The organism is Sulfitobacter sp. M85 (assembly GCF_029285915.1).
Lineage (GTDB): Bacteria > Pseudomonadota > Alphaproteobacteria > Rhodobacterales > Rhodobacteraceae > Sulfitobacter > Sulfitobacter faviae.
This window is the reverse complement of sequence record NZ_JABECQ010000001.1, coordinates 46,135-65,229: the sequence shown is the minus strand read 5'-3', so window position 1 is coordinate 65,229 and position 19,095 is coordinate 46,135. Positions and strand designations below refer to the sequence as shown.

General features: G+C 63.0%; 18 protein-coding genes and 1 tRNA gene. 14 read left to right on the top strand and 5 right to left on the bottom strand.

Translation table 11 applies throughout. The annotated features are described in order from the left end of the window. Positions 1-7 precede the first annotated feature (7 nt). The gene (locus HKX24_RS00370; protein WP_209216552.1) at positions 8-865 is read right to left on the bottom strand and encodes a prephenate dehydratase; all 858 of its coding nucleotides are present in this window, start codon (positions 863-865) and stop codon (positions 8-10) included. Between the two features lie 154 nt (positions 866-1,019). Here HKX24_RS00370 and HKX24_RS00365 point away from each other — a divergent pair, with 154 nt between their 5' ends. The 3 genes from HKX24_RS00365 (at position 1,020) to HKX24_RS00355 (ending at position 2,466) form a co-directional block, all read left to right on the top strand. Then, on the top strand, positions 1,020-1,520 hold the full coding sequence (locus tag HKX24_RS00365) for a cytochrome c family protein (RefSeq protein WP_271692430.1): 501 nt from the start codon (positions 1,020-1,022) through the stop codon (positions 1,518-1,520). 124 nt (positions 1,521-1,644) lie between these two features. Then, positions 1,645-2,187: an alpha/beta fold hydrolase gene (locus HKX24_RS00360; RefSeq protein ID WP_271692429.1), complete on the top strand. Its 543-nt coding sequence runs from the start codon at positions 1,645-1,647 to the stop codon at positions 2,185-2,187. Between the two features lie 45 nt (positions 2,188-2,232). Then, complete coding sequence (locus HKX24_RS00355) at positions 2,233-2,466, top strand: alpha/beta hydrolase (RefSeq protein WP_271692428.1); 234 nt, start codon at positions 2,233-2,235, stop codon at positions 2,464-2,466. Between the two features lie 41 nt (positions 2,467-2,507). On the opposite strand, the gene HKX24_RS00350 is transcribed toward HKX24_RS00355, so the two are convergent. Beyond that, positions 2,508-3,761, bottom strand: a complete 1,254-nt coding sequence (locus tag HKX24_RS00350; RefSeq protein ID WP_271692427.1) for a GAF domain-containing sensor histidine kinase — start codon at positions 3,759-3,761, stop codon at positions 2,508-2,510. Positions 3,762-4,108: 347 nt separating this feature from the next. Between HKX24_RS00350 and HKX24_RS00345 the strand changes: the two genes are divergently transcribed. Genes HKX24_RS00345 through HKX24_RS00330 form a run of 4 tightly spaced genes read left to right on the top strand, consistent with a single transcriptional unit; the run spans position 4,109 to position 9,740 of the window. Continuing rightward, positions 4,109-5,956 (top strand): extracellular solute-binding protein, encoded by a 1,848-nt coding sequence (locus HKX24_RS00345; protein WP_271693860.1) that lies wholly within the window; start codon positions 4,109-4,111, stop codon positions 5,954-5,956. Between the two features lie 9 nt (positions 5,957-5,965). Further along, on the top strand, positions 5,966-7,057 hold the full coding sequence (locus HKX24_RS00340) for a microcin C ABC transporter permease YejB (RefSeq protein WP_067268603.1): 1,092 nt from the start codon (positions 5,966-5,968) through the stop codon (positions 7,055-7,057). Further along, positions 7,057-8,163, top strand: a complete 1,107-nt coding sequence (locus tag HKX24_RS00335; RefSeq protein ID WP_271692426.1) for an ABC transporter permease — start codon at positions 7,057-7,059, stop codon at positions 8,161-8,163. The genes HKX24_RS00340 and HKX24_RS00335 overlap by 1 nt, the downstream gene beginning before the upstream one ends. Further along, positions 8,160-9,740: an ABC transporter ATP-binding protein gene (locus HKX24_RS00330; protein WP_271692425.1), complete on the top strand. Its 1,581-nt coding sequence runs from the start codon at positions 8,160-8,162 to the stop codon at positions 9,738-9,740. The genes HKX24_RS00335 and HKX24_RS00330 overlap by 4 nt, the downstream gene beginning before the upstream one ends. A gap of 129 nt (positions 9,741-9,869) precedes the next feature. Here the strand turns inward: HKX24_RS00330 and HKX24_RS00325 are convergent, their stop codons facing one another. Both HKX24_RS00325 and HKX24_RS00320 read right to left on the bottom strand, forming a co-directional pair. Continuing rightward, a complete protein-coding gene (locus tag HKX24_RS00325; RefSeq protein WP_271692424.1) occupies positions 9,870-11,333 on the bottom strand; it encodes a D-alanyl-D-alanine carboxypeptidase family protein in 1,464 nt (487 codons plus the stop codon). A 263-nt stretch (positions 11,334-11,596) separates the two neighbouring features. Then, on the bottom strand, positions 11,597-12,304 hold the full coding sequence (locus HKX24_RS00320; RefSeq protein ID WP_271692423.1) for an HAD family hydrolase: 708 nt from the start codon (positions 12,302-12,304) through the stop codon (positions 11,597-11,599). Positions 12,305-12,460: 156 nt separating this feature from the next. On the opposite strand from HKX24_RS00320, the gene clpS reads away from it, so the two are divergent. The 7 genes from clpS (at position 12,461) to HKX24_RS00285 (ending at position 17,316) form a co-directional block, all read left to right on the top strand. Beyond that, entirely contained in the window at positions 12,461-12,784 is a 324-nt protein-coding gene (clpS, locus tag HKX24_RS00315; protein ID WP_067268646.1) for an ATP-dependent Clp protease adapter ClpS, read from the top strand. A gap of 3 nt (positions 12,785-12,787) precedes the next feature. Further along, positions 12,788-13,780 carry a class I SAM-dependent methyltransferase gene (locus HKX24_RS00310; protein WP_271692422.1) on the top strand — a complete coding sequence of 331 codons (993 nt, stop codon included), beginning with the start codon at positions 12,788-12,790 and terminating at the stop codon, positions 13,778-13,780. A 19-nt stretch (positions 13,781-13,799) separates the two neighbouring features. Beyond that, positions 13,800-14,600 carry an SDR family oxidoreductase gene (locus HKX24_RS00305; RefSeq protein WP_067268615.1) on the top strand — a complete coding sequence of 267 codons (801 nt, stop codon included), beginning with the start codon at positions 13,800-13,802 and terminating at the stop codon, positions 14,598-14,600. An 89-nt stretch (positions 14,601-14,689) separates the two neighbouring features. After that, a tRNA-Met gene (locus HKX24_RS00300) sits at positions 14,690-14,766 on the top strand. 142 nt (positions 14,767-14,908) lie between these two features. Further along, positions 14,909-15,340, top strand: a complete 432-nt coding sequence (locus HKX24_RS00295) for a thioesterase family protein (protein WP_067268618.1) — start codon at positions 14,909-14,911, stop codon at positions 15,338-15,340. A gap of 75 nt (positions 15,341-15,415) precedes the next feature. After that, positions 15,416-16,384: a Gfo/Idh/MocA family oxidoreductase gene (locus HKX24_RS00290; RefSeq protein ID WP_271692421.1), complete on the top strand. Its 969-nt coding sequence runs from the start codon at positions 15,416-15,418 to the stop codon at positions 16,382-16,384. Beyond that, positions 16,381-17,316: an acetamidase/formamidase family protein gene (locus tag HKX24_RS00285; RefSeq protein WP_271692420.1), complete on the top strand. Its 936-nt coding sequence runs from the start codon at positions 16,381-16,383 to the stop codon at positions 17,314-17,316. The genes HKX24_RS00290 and HKX24_RS00285 overlap by 4 nt, the downstream gene beginning before the upstream one ends. Before the next feature lie 68 nt (positions 17,317-17,384). On the opposite strand, the gene HKX24_RS00280 is transcribed toward HKX24_RS00285, so the two are convergent. Beyond that, positions 17,385-19,064 carry an ABC transporter substrate-binding protein gene (locus HKX24_RS00280; RefSeq protein ID WP_271692419.1) on the bottom strand — a complete coding sequence of 560 codons (1,680 nt, stop codon included), beginning with the start codon at positions 19,062-19,064 and terminating at the stop codon, positions 17,385-17,387. Positions 19,065-19,095: the final 31 nt, after the last annotated feature.

The window sequence follows — 19,095 nt, the reverse complement described above, 5'->3', positions numbered from 1 at the left end:
GCCAGACTTACATCCCGGTCGGCGCGCCCCGGCCGGGATGGGCGGGGTAGGCGCCGAGAATCTCCAGCTTGTTGGTGAAATACCCCAGTTCATCCAGCGCGCGTTTCACCGCCGGGTCTTCGGGGTGGCCTTCGATATCGGCGTAGAACTGCGTTGCGGTGAAGGAGCCGCCGACCATATAGCTTTCCAGTTTGGTCATGTTGACGCCATTGGTCGCAAAGCCCCCCATCGCCTTGTAAAGCGCGGCGGGAATGTTGCGCACCTCGAAGACGAAGGTGGTCAGCATCCGCTCGGCCCGGCGCGAAAGGTCGATCTTGGGCGCCATCAGCAAAAAGCGGGTGGTGTTATGGTCCATATCCTCGATATCGCGGGCCAGCACGGTGAGGCCGTTGATCTCTGCCGCGACCTCGCCTGCGAGAACGCCATCGGTGCTGCCTTCGGTCGCGGCCAGTTCGGCGGCGGCCCCGGCGGAATCGGCGGCGGGTTCAGAGGTGATGCCATGTTGCTGCAAAAAGCTGCGTGCCTGCGGCAAAAGCACCAGATGTGCGCGGACATGTTTGATGTCTTCCAATGCCACGCCGGGGCGGGCCATCAGGGCGATGCGCACCCGCACGAAGGCTTCGCCGATGATATGCAGCCCGCTTTCCGGCAGCAGGCGGTGAATGTCGGCCACCCGGCCATAGGTCGTATTCTCGACCGGCAGCATGGCCAGTTCGGCGCGGCCCTCGTTTACGGCCCGGATCACGCCTTCGAACGATTGGCAGGGCACCGGTTCCATGTCGGGGCAGGCCTGAAGGCAGGCCTCGTGACTATAGGCGCCAAGGGCCCCTTGGAAGGCGATGCGCGGCGTGGTCTGGGCGGTCATGGATCGTATCCTGCTGCAAAAGGCGCGGAGAAGGGCAATTGGTCGCGGTAACTACACCTTGCCTGCGCCAAGGGAAAGCAATAGATACGCGGGCAACGATGCCAAGAACCATGGCCCGCCCATGGTGCCAATACCAAGTGATGGACCCTGACGCATGTTCGATACAATGACCCTGACCAAAATCGCAGCCGGCGTATTCGGCGCCTGGTTGGTACTTCTGCTGGGCAAATGGGCGGGTGAAGAGATTTACCACGCCGACGCACATGGGGAAGCGTCCTATGTCATCGAAGTGGCCGACGCCGGTGGTGACGAAGGCGGCGAAGAGATCGATTTTGCCGCCGTGATGGCCGAAGCCGATGCTGACAGCGGGTCGAAAGTCTTCCGCAAATGCGCCGCCTGCCACAAGGTCGACGGGTCCAACGCTGTTGGTCCGCACCTCGACGGTGTCGTTGGCCGCGATATCGCCTCGGTTGACGGTTTCGGCTATTCCGGCGCGCTGACCTCGCTCGAAGGCGATTGGACCCCGGAAGAGCTGAGCGCCTTCCTGCAAAGCCCCAAAGGCTACGCGCCCGGCACCACCATGGGCTTCGCCGGTCTGCGTAAGGTCGAAGACCGCGCCGACGTGATCGCTTACCTGCAAAGCGTTTCCAACTGATATCCCGCGCCATCGCGTGAGAGAAAGCCGCCCTCCGGGGCGGCTTTTGCGTTTGGGCGGGGCGGAACGTCTTATCCCTGGAGGTGTTGGGCCATGAAACGTCCACACCGAAAGGAGACGCGCCATGCAAAGTCACAAAACCACGGTCGATGGAATCGAAATGCGTTGGGAAGAGACGGGGGCGGGGGATCCCGTAATCCTGCTTCACGGCATTCCCACCTGTCCCGCGCTTTGGCGGGATGTCGCGCCCAAGATTACGGGCCGTCGGGTGCTCGCTTGGGAGATGCCGGGCTATGGGGCCTCAATCCCGCAGGGCGAGGGGCGCGATATTTCGGTCGCCAAACAGGCGGACTATCTGGTTGCTTGGATGCGCGATCAGGGCATCACGCGGGCGATCCTCGCGGCGCATGACCTCGGCGGCGGGGTCGCGCAGATCGCGGCGGTGCGTCACCCTGAGATGATCAGCGGGCTGCTTTTGACCAATGCGATCAGCTATGATTCGTGGCCCGTACCGCTGGTCAGCGCGGTGGCCAAGACCGGCGGCGTGGCGAAACATGCGCCCGATGGCTCATTCCACCAGTTGCTGAAGATGATGTTCTCGAAGGGGCATGAGACCGACGCCGCCGCCGAAGCGGCCTTTGACGCCCACGCCCCGCATTACGCGTAGCACGGAGAGGCCGAAGCCTTTGTCAGGCAGGCGCAGTCGCTGGACGTGGAAGACACGAAAGCCATCGCGGACAAGCTGCCCACCCTCAACATCCCCGCGCGGATCGTTTGGGGTGCTGCGGATGACTTCCAAAAGATCGAATATGGCGAGCGGTTGGCGAAAGATCTGAATGCGCCCCTGCGACGGATCGAAGGGGGCAAACACTTCACGCCGGAGGATCACCCCGGCGTGCTGGCGGATGAGATCAACGCGCTGATCCGCACGGTCGACGGGCAGTGATCGGATGCGGGGCGCGGCATAGTACGCGCCCCGTTTTGACTTTACTGAGCGGCGATCACCGGGGCGGTGGCATTCGCGGCGGCAATCCCGCCGATGTCGCAGCGCCAAGCGGGCAGGCGGATCACGGCGCGGCTTTGGCCCGCTTCCACATGCACCTCGAAATCCCCACCGTGCATTTCGATTAGTTTGCGGGTCAGCGGCAGGCCAAGGCCGAGCCCGCCCTTCGTGCTGCGGTGCTCCATCATGCCGCCGACGACGAAGGGTTTGTAAAGCTCGGCCAGATCGACGTGCTCATCGAATGAGCCGTTGTCGATGATCGAAATCTCGATATTGCCCTCGGCGTCTTTGAACGTCTCCAAGGCGATCTCACTGCCGCCATGCAGGACGGAGTTCAGCACAAGTGCCGTCACCGCCAATTCGATCTGGTCGCCGTCGATATGCATCTCCTCAAGCGGGAGACTGTCGCGCAGCGTGATGGTCTTGGGCGTCGCATCCGTGGTGGCGAAATGCAGGGCGGAGACCGATTGCAGAAGGTCGCTCAGGTTGCATTTCCGCTCGTTCAGGCGCAGCTCGCCGGTGCTGACATTGCTGTAGGAAATGATCGTCTCGATCAGGGCGCTCAGATGGTCGACAGACCGGCGGGCCGAGCGGATCAGGAGCGGATTGACCCCCTGTTCGGCCTTGGCCTCCAACATGCGCAGACTGCCGAAAAGAACCGTCAGCGGGGTGCGGAGTTCGTGGCCCACCAGCGTCAGGAAAGTGGCTTCGGCGCTGTTGTCGGCCTCTTGCTCGGACGCGTCCGGCTGGGAGCGTTCAAGGGCCGCGACCACCATGCGGCCCATATCTTCCAATAGGGCGATCTGCTTCTCGGAGGGCGCCTCATGCGGTTGCAGGTCCAGCGCGCACAGGCTGCCGAAGCGATGGCCCGAGGACAGGATCAGCGGCACACCGCAGTAATAGCGTGCCTCGGGGCCGCCCTCGGCGACCATGGGGTGACGCGCGAACCGGGGGTCTTTGCTGAGGTCGGGAACCACCAGCGGCGCGTCCGACATGATTGTATGGCTGCAAAACCCGGTATCTTTCGGCATCGGCCCCAACGGGTAGCCGACCACGGATTTGTACCATTGGGTATCTGCCTCCACGACGCTGATATGTGCGATCGGACAGTCAAGCAGGCGGCGCGTAGCCTCGCAAATGGTGTCGAACAGTGCTTCGTTCTCGGCCGTAAGACCGGGCACATCGAAAACGGCGCGCAGACGGGCTTCTTCGTTAAAGGGAATCGGGTAGGTTCTCATGCTCAGCTCCAGTTTACGCATCGTTAATCTGAGTGAAGAATCTGTTAACTTTAGGGCGAGAAACGGGCTGGGCCGCGAAGATACAGGGGCGGCGGGCTACACTTTGTCGCGAGCTGGGGCGGGGGAAACCGCCAATCCGCGGGGCATGCTTTGCGGTGGACCGCCCGTGCGGGGCAACCTTACATATTCGCAACTTGTATCTTGGCGTCGCACAGCGTTAGCCTAGATGACGCCTATCCGGACTACGCCACGCCAAGGAGTGACCTATGCCCCGTGCCCAGACCCGCGCCGCGACCCGTCCTTCGGTCATTGATGACCTGCCGCTCTGGCTCGCGACGCTGACGCTGATGGTGGCGGCCCTGCTGGCCGGTGCCGCTGCGGCACAGGAGCAGAAGATCATCAAAAGCCACGGTTATTCCTTTTACGGCGATCTGACCTATCCGGCGGATTTCGAGCATTTCGCCTATGTGAACCCGGATGCCCCCAAGGGCGGGGAAATCTCGATCCCCTTCGTCGGCACGCTGGATTCGATGAACCCCTATTCCGGCAAGGGCCGCGCGCATCTGTTTTCGATCTTCGGTTTCGAGAGCCTGCTGGGCGAGGCGCCCTCGGGCGAGCCGCTGCCCTCGGATGTCTATGGCGAGAGTTACTGCCTGCTCTGCGAGAGCCTCGAATACCCCGAGGACAAGTCTTGGGTGACCTTCCACATGCGCCCCGAGGCGCGTTTCTCGGACGGCACGCCAGTGACGGCGCATGACATCGTGTTTTCGCACAACCTGCTGCTGGACGAGGGGCTGAAATCCTACGCCGACGCGGTGCGCAAGCGCATTCCCAAGGTCGAGGCGCTGGATGATCATACAGTGAAATTCCACTTCGCCGACGGCATCTCGCGTCGCAGCCTGATCGAGACGGTGGGCGGCGTGCCAGCATGGCCGAAACATTGGTTCGAGGAAACCGGCAATACCCTCAAGGACAGCTGGATGGACCCGCCCCCCGGATCCGGCGCCTATATGGTCGAAAGCGTCGACCTGACCAAGCGCATCGTGCTGAAACGCAATCCGGACTACTGGGGTAAGGACCTGCCAATCAACCGCGGCCGCATGAACTTCGACCGTATCCGGCTGGAAATCTTCAGCGACGATACATCGGCTTTCGAGGCCTTCAAGGCCGGCGAATACACCTTCCGCGCCGAGGGGGACTCCAAGAAATGGGCCACGGGTTATGACTTCTCCAAGGTGAGTGAGGGTGCCATCGTCAAAGCAGAACTGCCCGACGGCTCGCCTCCGACGCCCTCGGGCATCATCTTCAACTTGGGCCGCGAGACGCTGCAGGACCGCCGCGTGCGCGAGGCCGTGGCGCTGATGTTTAATTTCGAGTGGACCAACGAGTCGCTGCAATACGGGCTGTTTAGTCACCGCGCTTCCTTCACGCAGGACACGCCGCTGATGGCGCAGGGCGCGCCCGAGGGGGCTGAACGGGCGCTTCTGGAAAGCCTCGGCGATCTGGTGGCGGAGGAGTTGCTAACCGAGCCCGCCGTGGTGCCGCATAGCTCCGACCCCGCGCGCCTGTTGGACCGCCGCAACGCGCGCCGCGCTTCCAAGCTGCTGGAAGAGGCAGGCTGGACCGTGCAGAACGGCATGCGCGTGAACGAGGCCGGCGAGCCCCTGCGGCTGAATTTCCTGATGAACTCCGCCGGGTCGCCGACGATTTCGGCAGTGATCGAGAACTTCGTCGGTAACCTCACCTCCATCGGCATCGACGCGCGGCTCGAGAAGGTGGACAGTTCGCAATACACCGCCCGCGAGCGTGACCGCGACTACGACATGATCTATGACGCCTATGCGGCCTTCCTCGGCACCGGCACCGGTCTGGCGCAGCGCTATGGCTCGGAGGCGGCGGAGTTCTCGCTCTTCAACCCGGCAGGCCTCGCCAGCCCCTTGGTGGACGCGATCATCGAGGCATCGCTCGATGCCGAAACGGCTGAGGAGGAAGACGCCGCCCTCATGGCCCTCGACCGGGCGCTGCGGCACGAGTTCTTCATGATCCCGACGTGGTACAACGACAGCTACTGGGTGGCCTATTACGACCAGTACGACCACCCCGAGATCCCGCCCTACGCTTTGGGGTACCTTGATTTCTGGTGGTACGACGAAGAGGCCGCCCAGCAGTTGCGCGCCTCGGGCGCCTTGCGGTAAGGCGACCAAATGGGAGCCTATATCCTCAGACGGCTATTGCTGGTGATCCCGACGTTGTTCGGCATCATGCTGGTCAACTTCGCACTGGTGCAATTCGTGCCCGGTGGCCCGGTGGAACAGGCCATCGCCCGGATTCAGGGCGGCGGTGACGTCTTTGGCGGTTTCGCCGGGGGCAACAACGATGCCGGTGTCGATACCATGGCCCGCGGGTCCGACAGCACCTATGTCGGCGCACGCGGCTTGCCGCCCGAGTTGATCGAGGAATTGGAGAAGGAATTCGGCTTCGACAAACCCCCGGTGGAGCGGTTCTTTCACATGCTGTGGAACTACATGCGGCTCGATTTTGGCGAGAGCTATTTCCGCGCCATCAGCGTGATCGACTTGATCAAGGAAAAGCTGCCGGTCTCGATCACGCTGGGGCTCTGGTCGACGCTAATCGCGCATCTGGTCTCCATCCCCTTGGGCATCCGCAAGGCGGTTCGGGATGGCTCGCGGTTCGACACGTGGACCTCGGGCGCGATCATCGCGGCCTACGCGATCCCCGGATTCCTTTTTGCCATCCTGTTGCTGGTGCTCTTCGCTGGCGGCTCCTACTGGCAGATCTTCCCGCTGCGCGGCCTGACCTCGGATAATTTCGACAGCCTAAGCCCCTTGGGCAAGGTGGCCGATTACTTCTGGCACATCACCCTGCCGGTGCTGGCCTCCACGATCTCGGCCTTTGCCACGCTGACGCTGCTCACCAAGAACAGCTTTCTGGACGAGATCAAAAAGCAATATGTCATCACCGCCCGCGCCAAGGGCCTGTCCGAGAGCAAGGTCCTCTACGGCCATGTCTTTCGCAACGCGATGCTGATCGTGATCGCCAGTTTCCCGGCAGTCTTCATCTCGGTTTTCTTCGGCGGGTCGATCATCATCGAGACGATCTTCAGCCTCGACGGGTTGGGGCGCCTCGGTTTCGAGGCCGCGGTGGCGCGGGACTATCCGATCGTCTTCGGCACGCTCTTCATCTTCGGCCTCATTGGCCTCGTGGTCGGCATCCTGTCTGACCTGATGTATGTGCTTGTCGACCCGCGCATCGACTTCGAGAAGAGGGAAGGCTGATGGCGCTCTCTCCGCTGAACCAGCGCCGCTGGCGCAATTTCACCGCGAACCGGCGCGCCTATTGGTCGCTGTGGATCTTCGCCATCCTGTTCGGGATTTCGCTGCTGGCCGAGTTCGTAGCCAACGACAAGCCGATCCTCGTGAGCTATCGCGGCGAATACTACACGCCGATCTTCAACTTCTACCCCGAGACCGCCTTCGGCGGCGACTTTCAGACCGAGGCCGCCTACCGCGATCCGGAGGTGCAATGTCTTATCGCCACCGGCGGGCTGGACCTCTGTTTCGACGATCCGGAGGGCTACATCCTCGACGCCGAGGATGGCGAGGTCGAAGGGGAGGCAATCGAGACAGGCTGGGCGCTCTGGCCCGTCATTCCTTATTCCTACGACACCGCCGTGGACCGCCCCGGTGCCGCACCCCTGCCGCCCAACTGGCAGAACTGGCTGGGGACCGACGGCACCAAGCGCGACGTCATGGCCCGCGTGATCCATGGTTTCCGCCTGTCGGTGGTCTTTACCCTGATCGTGACCGGGGCGGCCTCGCTCATCGGTATCCTCGCGGGCGCGGTGCAGGGGTTCTTCGGCGGCTGGCTCGACCTGATCTTCCAGCGCATCATCGAGATCTGGTCTTCGACCCCGTCGCTCTACGTCATCATCATCATGTTCGCCATTCTGGGCCGAAGTTTCTGGCTTCTGGTCGTGCTGCTGGTGCTGTTCTCATGGACCGCGCTGGTCGGTGTGGTGCGGGCCGAGTTCCTGCGCGCGCGCAACCTCGAGTACGTCCGCGCCGCCCGCGCGCTCGGGGTGGGCAACGGCACGATCATGCTGCGTCACATGCTGCCCAATGCCATGGTGGCGACGCTCACCATGCTGCCGTTTATCATCACCGGCACGATCTCGACGCTGGCGACGCTCGACTTCCTCGGCTTCGGCCTGCCGTCCTCGGCGCCGTCGCTGGGCGAATTGACGTTGCAGGCCAAGCAGAACCTGCAGGCGCCCTGGCTCGCCTTCTCGGCCTTCTTCACCTTTGCCATCATGCTGTCGCTTCTGGTCTTCATCTTCGAGGGCATCCGCGACGCATTCGACCCCAGAAAGACCTTCTCGTGACTGCATTGTTGGACGTCAAAGACCTGCAAGTCTCCTTTCGGCAGGACGGGCAGTTGATCCCGGCGGTACGCGGGGTGAGCTTTGCCGTGAACCGCGGCGAGACGGTGGCGCTGGTGGGCGAAAGCGGCTCGGGCAAGTCGGTCTCGGCACTGTCGACCGTGTCGCTGCTGGGCGAAAGCGCTGAGGTGAGCGGGTCGGTCACCTACAACGGCCAGCAGATGATCGGCGCCGACGACAAGCTGCTGCGCGACGTGCGCGGCAACGACATTTCCTTCATCTTCCAAGAGCCGATGACCTCGCTCAACCCGCTGCACACGATCGAGAAACAGCTGGCGGAATCGCTCGCGCTGCATCAGGGGCTGCAAGGAGAAGCGGCGCGGGGGCGGGTGCTGGAATTGCTCCAGCAGGTCGGCATCAACGACGCGGAAAGCCGCATGGGCGCCTATCCGCACCAGTTGTCAGGCGGGCAGCGGCAGCGCGTGATGATCGCCATGGCACTGGCCAACAAGCCCGACATCTTGATCGCGGACGAGCCGACGACGGCGCTCGACGTGACCATTCAGGCCCAAATCCTCGACCTGTTGAAGGATCTGAAAGACGAGATGGGCATGGGGCTTTTGTTCATCACCCATGACCTTGGCATCGTGCGGCGCATCGCTGACCGGGTTTTCGTCATGCAAAAGGGGCTGGTGGTAGAGGAAGGCCCGACGGCGGAGATTTTCGACAATCCGCAGCACCCCTACACGCGCAAACTGCTCGGCGCCGAGCCCACCGGTGCGCCCGCGCCCGTGGCCGAGGATGCGCCCGAAGTGCTGCGCACCGACAACCTCAAGGTCTGGTTCCCGATCCAGAAGGGCCTGCTGCGCCGCACCGTGGGCCATGTGAAGGCCGTCAACGACACCAGCCTCTCGATCCGCGCCGGCGAGACCTTGGGCATTGTAGGCGAAAGCGGCTCGGGCAAGACCACGGCGGCGCTGGCGATCATGCGGCTTATCGGCTCGGAAGGGGAGGTGACCTTTCGCGGCGAGGACCTGCGCAAATGGTCCACCAAGAAGCTACGCCGGCTGCGCGCCGACATGCAGATCGTCTTTCAGGACCCCTTCGGCTCGCTCAGCCCGCGGATGACCTGTTTCCAGATCATCAGTGAGGGGCTGGCGATCCACAAGATCGACAAGGGGCGCGACAAGCGCGAGTTGGTCGCCGAGGTGATGACCGAGGTTGGGCTCGACCCCGCGACGATGGACCGCTACCCGCATGAGTTTTCCGGCGGTCAACGCCAGCGCATCGCGATCGCGCGGGCCATGGTGCTGCGCCCGAAACTGCTGGTTCTGGACGAGCCGACCTCGGCATTGGACATGACCGTGCAGGTGCAGATCGTTGATCTTCTGCGGGATTTGCAGGCGAAATACGGGCTGGCCTATCTCTTCATCAGTCACGATCTGAAGGTGGTGCGGGCGATGTCGCACAAGGTGATGGTGATGAAACGCGGTGACGTGGTGGAATATGGGGACGTCGACGCGCTTTATGACAATCCGCAGACGGAATACACACGGAACCTGTTGCAGGCGGCAGGGTAAGCGGGCGTTGCATTTGCGGAGAGGGTAGGGGGGGGCGCTGCCCCCATCGCGCCGGGGGCGCGATTCCCCCGCGGTATTTTTAAAAGGATGAAGTTGGTTTGGGCGGGGCTTTGGCCGCCCGGTGGTAGTTTAGCCTTCGCTGGGGCCGATCATGAAGCAGCTGACGTTGCGCGCGGCCAGACGGCGGCAGGCGAGGTCGGCGCTTTCGCGGGACATGCCGAGGAAGTTCGCGTCAAAGCCTTGTGGGCGGCGCACCACTTTGCGCAGCGTGCCATCGAGGGTCGACATTTCGGCCAGTGCGGTTTTCAGCAGGACCTTCTCGGCGGCGTAGCGGCTGGGGAAACGGCCCACGTTCACGCCCCAGTGGCGCCCGCCGGAGGTGGAGACGCGGGTCACGATCTCTTGCTCTACCGCCTGTTGTACCGCCAGCGTCACGTCCTTGGGGCGCGGTTCGGGGCGGGGGGAGGCTTTGGCGGCGGCGATGACGACCTCGGCCTCATTGGCCTCTGGCGTGGGCGCGGCGGCGGGCGGGGTTGGCGCCGTCTCAACCGCTTCGCGCAGCGCTGCGGTGATATCGCTGTTGGAGACCACGCTGGTTGCTTCGGGCGCGGCGGCGGTGGCCACGACCACGACATCGCTGCGGGGGCGCAGTTGCGGGCGTTTGGAGGTGGTGACGGCGCCGACGAGGCGGATCGTTTTGCCTGCGGCGCCGGGGGCGGTTTCCACATCGGCGTAGACGGGCGGGACCGGTTTGCGCAGCGGCGCGGAGGAGGGCGCGCGGCGGAAGCCGAGGTCCATAAGCTCGGCCACTTTGGCGTTGCGCGAGGCGGTGGATTTGCCGCCGAAGACGGTCACGATGATGCGCTCATTGCCCCGTTCGGCCGAGGCGGTGAGGTTGAAGCCGGCGGCGCGGGTGTAGCCGGTCTTGATGCCGTCCGCCCCTTTGTAGGACCCCAGAAACCGGCGGTTTGTATGGGAGACCTTGCGCACGCCTGCGTCGGCGGTGATGCGCGAGAAGAGGTTGTAGTATTGCGGGTAATCATAGAGCAGGTGGCGGCCCATGCGGGTCATGTCGCGGGCGGTGGAGAGGTGGCCGCTCTCGGTCAGCCCGTGCATGTTTTTGAACGTGGTGCGCGTCATGCCAAGCTGTTTGGCAGTGCGGTTCATCCGGCGGGCGAAGGCGGCCTCAGAACCACCGATGGCCTCGCCGATCGCGGTGGCGGCGTCATTGGCGGATTTTACGGCGGCGGCGCGGATGAGATAGCGTAGGGCGATCTTTTGGCCCGGGCGCATGCCCAATTTGCTGGGCGGCTCGGAGGCCGCGTTTTTCGAGATCGTCACTTGGGTATCGAGAGAGATTTCCCCCCGTTCGACCGCTTGGAAGGCGATGTAGAGGGTCATCATCTTGGTCAGGGAAGCCGGGTGCAGGCGGGTATCGGCATTCTCGGCGTGGATTTCTTTGCCGGTGCGAGCGTCGATGACATAGGCGGCGTAGGGGGCAGCGATCGCGCTGAGGGGCAGGAGAACCAGAACCCAGAGTGCTGCGAATAGAAATAGCCCGTAACGGGCCGGCTGAATGCGCCGAGCCTTCATATTTGCCTGCCTTTTACTGCCTCAGGCCGCCGATTTCCGGCTGACCATTTATTAATTGGTTCAAGGCTAGCATAGGACGCCGCATCGCGGAAGCCGTCGAATCCAGTGAACAGGGGAAAAAGGGGCGGATCTCTCCTCCAATATGTAGAGGCTTGCACACATCAACCCACTATAAGCGCGAATAAGGCAAGAATTGGGCGTAAATTGGCCCGCAGTGCGGCATTTTCGGCGATGTGTCAGAACGACTCAGGCGCGGGGGCGAGTCACCCCGACACGATCTTTTCGATCGTTTCTGGGAGGGCTGAGAGGTCGCTGATCTCGGCAAAACGGGGGGAATTGGTTGGCGCTTCGGCATGTTCCATTGCCCATGTGAGGTCATGCGGCACATAGACGCCCCAGCCGCCTGCCGCGATCATCGGGCGCACGTCGGAGGCCATCGAGTTGCCAACCATCAGCCCCCGTTCGGCACCTTGGCCATGCTGCTCAAAAATGTGGCGATAGGCGGCTTCGGTCTTGTGAGAGACGATTTCGACCGCGTCGAACCTGTCGCGCAGGCCCGATTGGGCCAGTTTGCGCTCTTGGTCCAGCAGGTCGCCTTTGGTCACCACGATGAGCCGGTAGTCGCCGCGTAGGTTTTCCAGCACGTCTTCGACATGGGGCAGCAATTCGATGGGATGGTCCAGCATGTCACGTCCGGCGGCGAGCAGATCGCTGATCACCTCGGCAGGGACTTTGCCTTCTGTCACCTCGATCGCGGTCTCGATCATCGATAGGGTGAAGCCTTTGATTCCATAGCCGTAATGCGGCAGATTGCGCCGTTCGGCCTCCAGTAGCCGGGCCATCAGGTGGTCGCGTTCACTATGTTCGGCGAGAAGGGCTGCAAAACGGTCGTGAGAGAGTGCAAAGTAGCGTTCATTATGCCACAATGTGTCATCCGCATCGAAACCGATAGTGGTGAGTGCCCCGCCCATATGTGCTGCCTCTTTCCTAAATTGGTTCAGGGGTTATATAGACGGCTGCACGACGAACAAGCTCTACCCCCAGCCGCAGGAGCAGCAATGCACCGTGACGACGTGAAAGCAGATTGGACGATCCAGCCCGCAGGCCGGTCCGCGCCGGGCGCGTGGATGATGGCCGACGGCCCCAAGGATGACGACGACAGCGAGTTGCTGACCAAGACCCGCCCCAAGACCAAACGCCCGCCGCTCTACAAGGTGATGTTGCTGAACGACGATTTCACCCCGATGGAATTCGTGGTGCATGTTTTGGAACGTTTCTTTGGCCTGAACCACGCGCAGGCGTTCGAGATCATGTTGACGGTTCACAAGAAGGGGCTGGCCGTGGTTGGCGTCTTTAGCCACGAGATCGCGGAGACGAAAGTGGCGCAGGTGATGGATTTTGCCCGGCGTCACCAGCATCCGCTTCAATGCACCATGGAAAAAGAAGAATAACACGTGATTGATCCGCGACTGGAACTGGCCCTGAACGGCGGTGGGCTGGACCTGCCCGAAACTGGGGTGATCGCTGTCTTTCAGCCCCCCGTGGATGCGGATTTGGCCGGTCTTCCGCCCGAGCGTTGTAAGATCATTCACGATTTCAAACCTGCCTATGACGCATGGACGGCGCGGGGCTATGAGGCGGCGCATTCGATCGAGGGGCGCTATGCTGCGGCCATCGTCTGCCTGCCGCGCGCCAAACATGAGGCCCGCGCTTTGGTCGCCCAAGCTTGTGCCGTAAGCGATGGGCCGGTGGTGGTCGACGGGCAAAAGACCGATGGCGCGGATTCCATCCTGCGCGAGATGCGGGCGCGGGTGACGGTGCAGGGGCCGATCTCCAAGGCGCATGGCAAGCTTTACTGGATCGACGCGGGCGCGAGCGACTTCTTCACCGATTGGGAGGCCGGTCCGGCCCAAACAGAGGGTGGTTTTTGGACCGCGCCGGGGGTGTTCTCTGCCGATGGGGTCGATCTGGCCTCGGCGCTTTTGGTGGATGTGCTGCCCGATAACCTCGGGGCCGAAGTGGCCGATCTGGGGGCGGGCTGGGGGTTCCTTTCAGCGCATGTTTTGACGCGGCCCAAGGTGAAGACGGTGCATTTGGTCGAGGCCGGGCATATGGCGCTGGAATGCGCGCGCCATAACGTCACCGATGACCGCGCCGTGTTCCATTGGGAGGATGCCACCCAATGGCAGCCGCCGCACCGGATGGATACCGTGGTGATGAACCCGCCTTTCCACACAGGCCGCGCCGCTGAGCCGCAGATCGGTCAGGCCTTTGTCGCCGCTGCCGCGCGGATCCTCTCGGGGCAGGGCGATCTGTGGATGGTGGCCAACCGGCATCTGCCCTATGAGGCGGAACTGAAGAAACGCTTTGCTCAGGTGGCCGAGCTTGGAGGCGATGCGCGGTTCAAGATGTTCCACGCCACACGCCCGCTGACCCGGCGCCGCTGAGCCTAAAGGGGGTATCCCGATGTCATTCTCGATCTCTGGTAAAACAGCCATCATCACCGGCGCGGCGGACGGGATCGGCCTTGCCATCGCGCGGCATCTGGCCGACCGGGGCGCCAATGTCATGTGCGCCGATTCCAACGAGAAAAAGCTGATGGAAGAGCTGGGCGACACGCCGGACGACGGGAATATCCGCGTCTTCGCCGGTGATCTGCGCCAGCGGCTGACCATCGCCAACCTCGTCTCGGCCACGATCGATGCTTATGATCAGGTTGATATCCTCGTGAATGCCTCGCGGCAGGTGATGCCGACCGATCCGCTCGATGTGGAGGATGGCTCGGTCGAGACCCTGTTGCAGCAAAACCTGATGACGGCACTGCAACTGTCGCAGCAGGTGGCGCGGCGGATGATCAAACAAGCCGAGGGCCAGACCGAGGGGCAGGTGGGGTCGATCATCAACCTTAGCTCCATCGCGGCACAGCGCCACCAGCCGGATATGATGGGCTATGCCATCGCCTCGGCGGCGGTGCAGCAGATGACCCGCTCTCTGGCGCTGGTGCTCGCGCCGCATCGGATACGGGTGAACGCGATCTCTTTCGGTTCGGTGATGAGCGCGTCCCTCCGCGCTGCCGTGGCCGAAAACCGCGATTGGCGCGACGACATCCGCGCGCATACGCCGCTTGGCCGGATCGCCGGGCCGAACGAGCTTTGCGAGGCGGTGCAATTCCTCGCCGCCGAAAGCTCGGGCTTCATGACGGGCGAGATCATGACCATCGACGGCGGGCGCACGCTGCTCGATGTGGTCTCGGCCCCCGCGCATTGAGGGCGGGCGGCAGTTTTCTGCGGCAAAAGTGAAATCATCCAGATTTCGCCCTTGACCCCAATGCCAAGCTGCCTTATCCGACGCGCCACGGCGTTATAGCTCAGTTGGTTAGAGCGAACGACTCATAATCGTTAGGTCCCTGGTTCAAATCCAGGTAACGCCACCATCCTCCCCCCCCCCCTTTGTTTCAGATGAACATCCGGCGTCAGCGCTGCTGCGTGCGCGTCGCGCTTGGGTTGCGCATGGAGCTGGAAGGGATAGAAGATAGCCCATGCCCCGCGCGGGTTTGAGCAGATGAAAGAAGCCTTATGACCACGGAAAACTTCGTTCACGAGATCAACGTCACTTGGGGCGATTGTGACCCGGCGCAGATCGCCTATACCGCGCGGCTGCCCTATTTCGCATTGGATGCGATCAACGCGTGGTGGGAGGCGCATTTTGACGGTGACGGCTGGTTTCAGCTTCAGATCGACCGCAATATCGGCACGCCTTTCGTCAACCTGTCGATGGATTTCCGCAGCCCGGTCACCCCGCGGCACAAGCTGATGTGCGAAACCTATCCGACGCGGCTTGGTAATAAATCCATCACCTTCGGCATGAAGGCGCGGCAGAATGGGGTGCTGTGTTTCGAAGGGTCTTTCACCTGCGTCTTTACCATCGCGGATGTGTTCAAAAGCCAATCCGCGCCCGAAGAATTGGCTCGTGTGATCAAACCTTTGGTCCGCGCCGACCTCGCTTGAGGCAATTGCGCCGCGAGCAGTTGAAGTTCCCCCGATTGCAGCGTCTTATCGCGCAGCACATTGAGGGAGACGAAGATGACGATCAGGACTGCGGTAATCGGGTTGGGGATCATGGGGCGGCGCATGGCCGAGAAAATGGTGCTGCACCCTGACTTCACGGTCACCACTATGTGGGATCCCGACCCCGCGGCCTCTGCCGCCGCGCAAGAGGTCGCGCCGGAGGCGGTTGTCTCCGCCACGGCGTCCGAAGCGATGGCCGATGTCGATCTCGTCTATCTCGCCTGCCCCCCGGTGCCGCGCAAAGCCTATGCGCTTGAAGCCGCGGCGGCGGGCAAGGCGATCTTCCTTGAGAAACCGCTTGGCGTGGATATCGCTGAGAGCCGCGCTTTGGTCGCCGAGTTGCAGGCCGCAGGCGTTCCGGCGGCGGTCAACTTTACCCAAGCGGCGGGGGCGGCGCTGACCGATCTGACGCGGTCGATCCAAGAGGGCGCGCTTGGCGATCTCTGCGGCATCGACATCATCGTGACCTATCCGGCTTGGCCCCGGGCATGGCAGGTGGATGCCGATTGGCTGCGCTTTGCCGCTGAGGGGGGCATGACGCGTGAGGTGATCTCGCACTTCCTGTTCCTGAGCGAGCGGGTGCTGGGGCCGCTGACCCTACAATGGGCCCATGCGGAATACCCCGACGAAAAGCTATGCGAAACCCATGTGGCGGCGCGATTGGTTAACGCCGAAGGTTTGCCAGTTTCGATCCTCGGTTCTGTCGGCGGCGCGCAGCCGGACCGGCAGGAGGTGACGGTGAAAGGCGCGAAGGCCAGCCGCCGCATCTCGGAATTCTCCATCGATACCGTCTCGACCGGTGAGGATTTCGCGCCGACCAGTGACGCCCCCGCCGACACCCGCGCCACCAGCCTCAAGGCGCAGCTTGATGACATGGCACAGCTGATGGCGGGCAAGCCCAGCCGTCTGGCCACGCCAGAGGAAGCGCTGCGGGTGCAGGAACTGATCGAAGGCATCTTGGCCAACCGGGGGGCGCAGTCATGACCGCCACGCTGCATTCTTCGCCCGAGAGCTGCCATTGGGGCTATTTCGAGGCCAGCCGCCCGCCTGCGCTGACCATCCAAAGCGGCGAAGAGGTGATCATCAACACCGTCTCTGGCGCGCCCAATTGCCTGCCGCCCGAGGGCTTCCACGTCCCACCCGAACTCTACGACATCCACAAGGCAGGCCCGCCGCCGATGCCGGGCCATATCCTGACCGGGCCGGTCGCCGTCGAAGGCGCGATGCCCGGCGATGTGCTGAAGGTCGAAATCCTTGATGTCGCGCTGCGGCAGGACTGGGGGTATAATTTTATCCGCCCCTTGGCAGGCACGCTGCCGCAGGATTTCCCCGAGACCTATCACAGCAACATCCCGCTCGACGCAGAGCGGGGCGTCGCCCGGCTGCCTTGGGGGCTGGAACTGCCCTTGGCCCCGTTCTTTGGCGTGATGGCCGTGGCGCCGCCGCCCGAATGGGGCCGGATCGCCACCATTGAGCCGCGCAAGCATGGGGGCAATCTGGACAACAAGGAACTGGGGGCGGGCAGCACGCTTTACCTGCCGGTCTTCAACGAAGGGGCGCTGTTTTCCTGCGGGGATGGGCATGGCGCGCAGGGCGATGGGGAGGTCTGCGTCACGGCGATTGAGACGGCGCTACAGGGGCGCTTCCGTCTGACCGTGTTGAAGGACCGCACAGTCAGCTATCCGCAGGCCGAAACGCCGAGCCATGTGATCACGATGGGCATGGCCCCCGACCTCGACCGCTGCGCGGAGATGGCCCTGCGCGAGATGATCACATTGGTCTCAGCACGCGCGGGGATCAGCCGCGAGGATGCCTATGTGCTCTGTTCGCTGGCGGGCGATCTGCGGATCACCCAGACGGTGAACCGTGAAAAGGGCGTGCATATGATGATGGCGAAAGAGTTGATCGGCGGTTAACCGCGCCGCCGCGCCAAGAAAAAGGGCCGCATCGCTGCGGCCCTTTCGCGTGTCTACTTAGCGGCAGATCACTCTTCCGCCCAAGCCATCCGCGCCGGGTGATATTCGAACCCGATGTGATGCGCGGCACCCACCAGCCCCTCGCGGGTGTGGTTGTAGAGCGAGCGCCAGTAGGGCTGGATCGTGACGCCATCGTCTTGCAGCATCTTCTCACCCTTCGCCATGATCTCGCGGCGCGCTTCGACATCCGCCGTTGCCAGCGCCTCTGACAGCAGGGCGTCGAACTCGGGGTTGGCATAGCCAAACTCGTTCCACGCCTCGCCCGAGCGGTAGGCCAGCGCCCAGATCTGCACGCCCAAGGGCCGCGCGTTCCAGTTGGTGGAGGAGAAGGGGTATTTCACCCAGTCGTTCCAGAAGGTCGAGCCGGGCAGGATGGTGCGTTTGACCTTGATGCCTGCGTCGCGCAGTTGAGCGGCCACGGCATCGGTCGTGTCTTTGCGCCATGCATCGTCGATCGAGAATAGCTCATGCTCGTAATCCGCCATGCCCGCCTCTTCCATCAGCGCGCGGGCGGCTTCGGGGTCGGTCTTGGGCGGCTCGATCTCGGCGTATTCGGGATGCATCGGGCCGACGTGGTGGTTCTCGGCGACGAGGCCGCGCCCGGCGTAGCCGAGTTCCAGCAGCACGGCATTGTCGACCGCGAGTTGCAGCGCGTTGCGCACGCGCTTGTCCTCATAGGGTTTCATGCCATCGACTTCGGCCAATTGGTTGGGGCGGATCACGATGGTCGCCGCCGTGGCGATTTCATTCTCGACCCAGCCGTCCAGCGTGCTCATCACGTCGATATATTCGCCTTCCATGGAGTAGAAAGCGTCGACCTCTTCGGCCTCGGCCGCGGCGATCCATGCGGAGGGGTCGGTGCCGTAGTCGATGTATTCCAAGCGATCAATGTAAGGCCCGCCGAAGACTTCAGTGCCCCACCAAGTGTGATCGGGGTTCTTGACCAGCACGCTTTTCACGCCAACTTCGAGGGACTCAGGCAGGTAGGGGCCGGTGCCTTTGGGGTTTTCCAGCATCGTGTCGGGGTCGAACCCTTCGGGCGTGATGGCGGCGGGGTAGTCGGCCATGCCGGGGATCAGCGTGATGTCGGATTTGGGCAGCGTGAGCTTGACGGTGTGGTCGTCCACCACCTCGATCGCGCCTTCGATGGCCTTGCCGGTTTCCTCATCCACCAGCGTGGCGAAACGGCCCGCCATGGAGTTGCCTTCGAGCGACTTGTCGCACCAGCCTTCGATGTTGCGTGCCACGTCCTGCGCGGTGAAGGCGGTGCCGTCGTTCCACGTCACGCCCTTGCGGACGTTCAGCGTGTATTCGGTGGCGTCGTCGTTGATCTCCCAGCTTTCCAGCAGGCCGGGGGTGAAGGTGCCATCATTCTCCCAGATGGCGAGGTATTCCAGCCAGCCACGGCTGAAGTTCGCGATCTGCGACCAGTCATAGGTGCGCGGGTCTTTCAGGGCACGCACCTCCATCTGCATCCGCACGGTGCCGCCTTCCTTGAGGTTGGCATGGGCCGCCGCACGCGCGGGCGCGGCCATGCCGAGCATCCCGTAGGCTGTGGCGGACGTGGCCCCGAAGGCGCTCGCAATCGCCAGAAACTCGCGTCTGCTGACGGGGTCTTTCTTGGCGTTCTCGGCTGATGTCAGCACGGATTGCGGCAGCGGTTTTCCGGTGCGTGTCAAAAATTCCATGATTTTCCTCTCTGTTGGTGCGTTGGCCGGG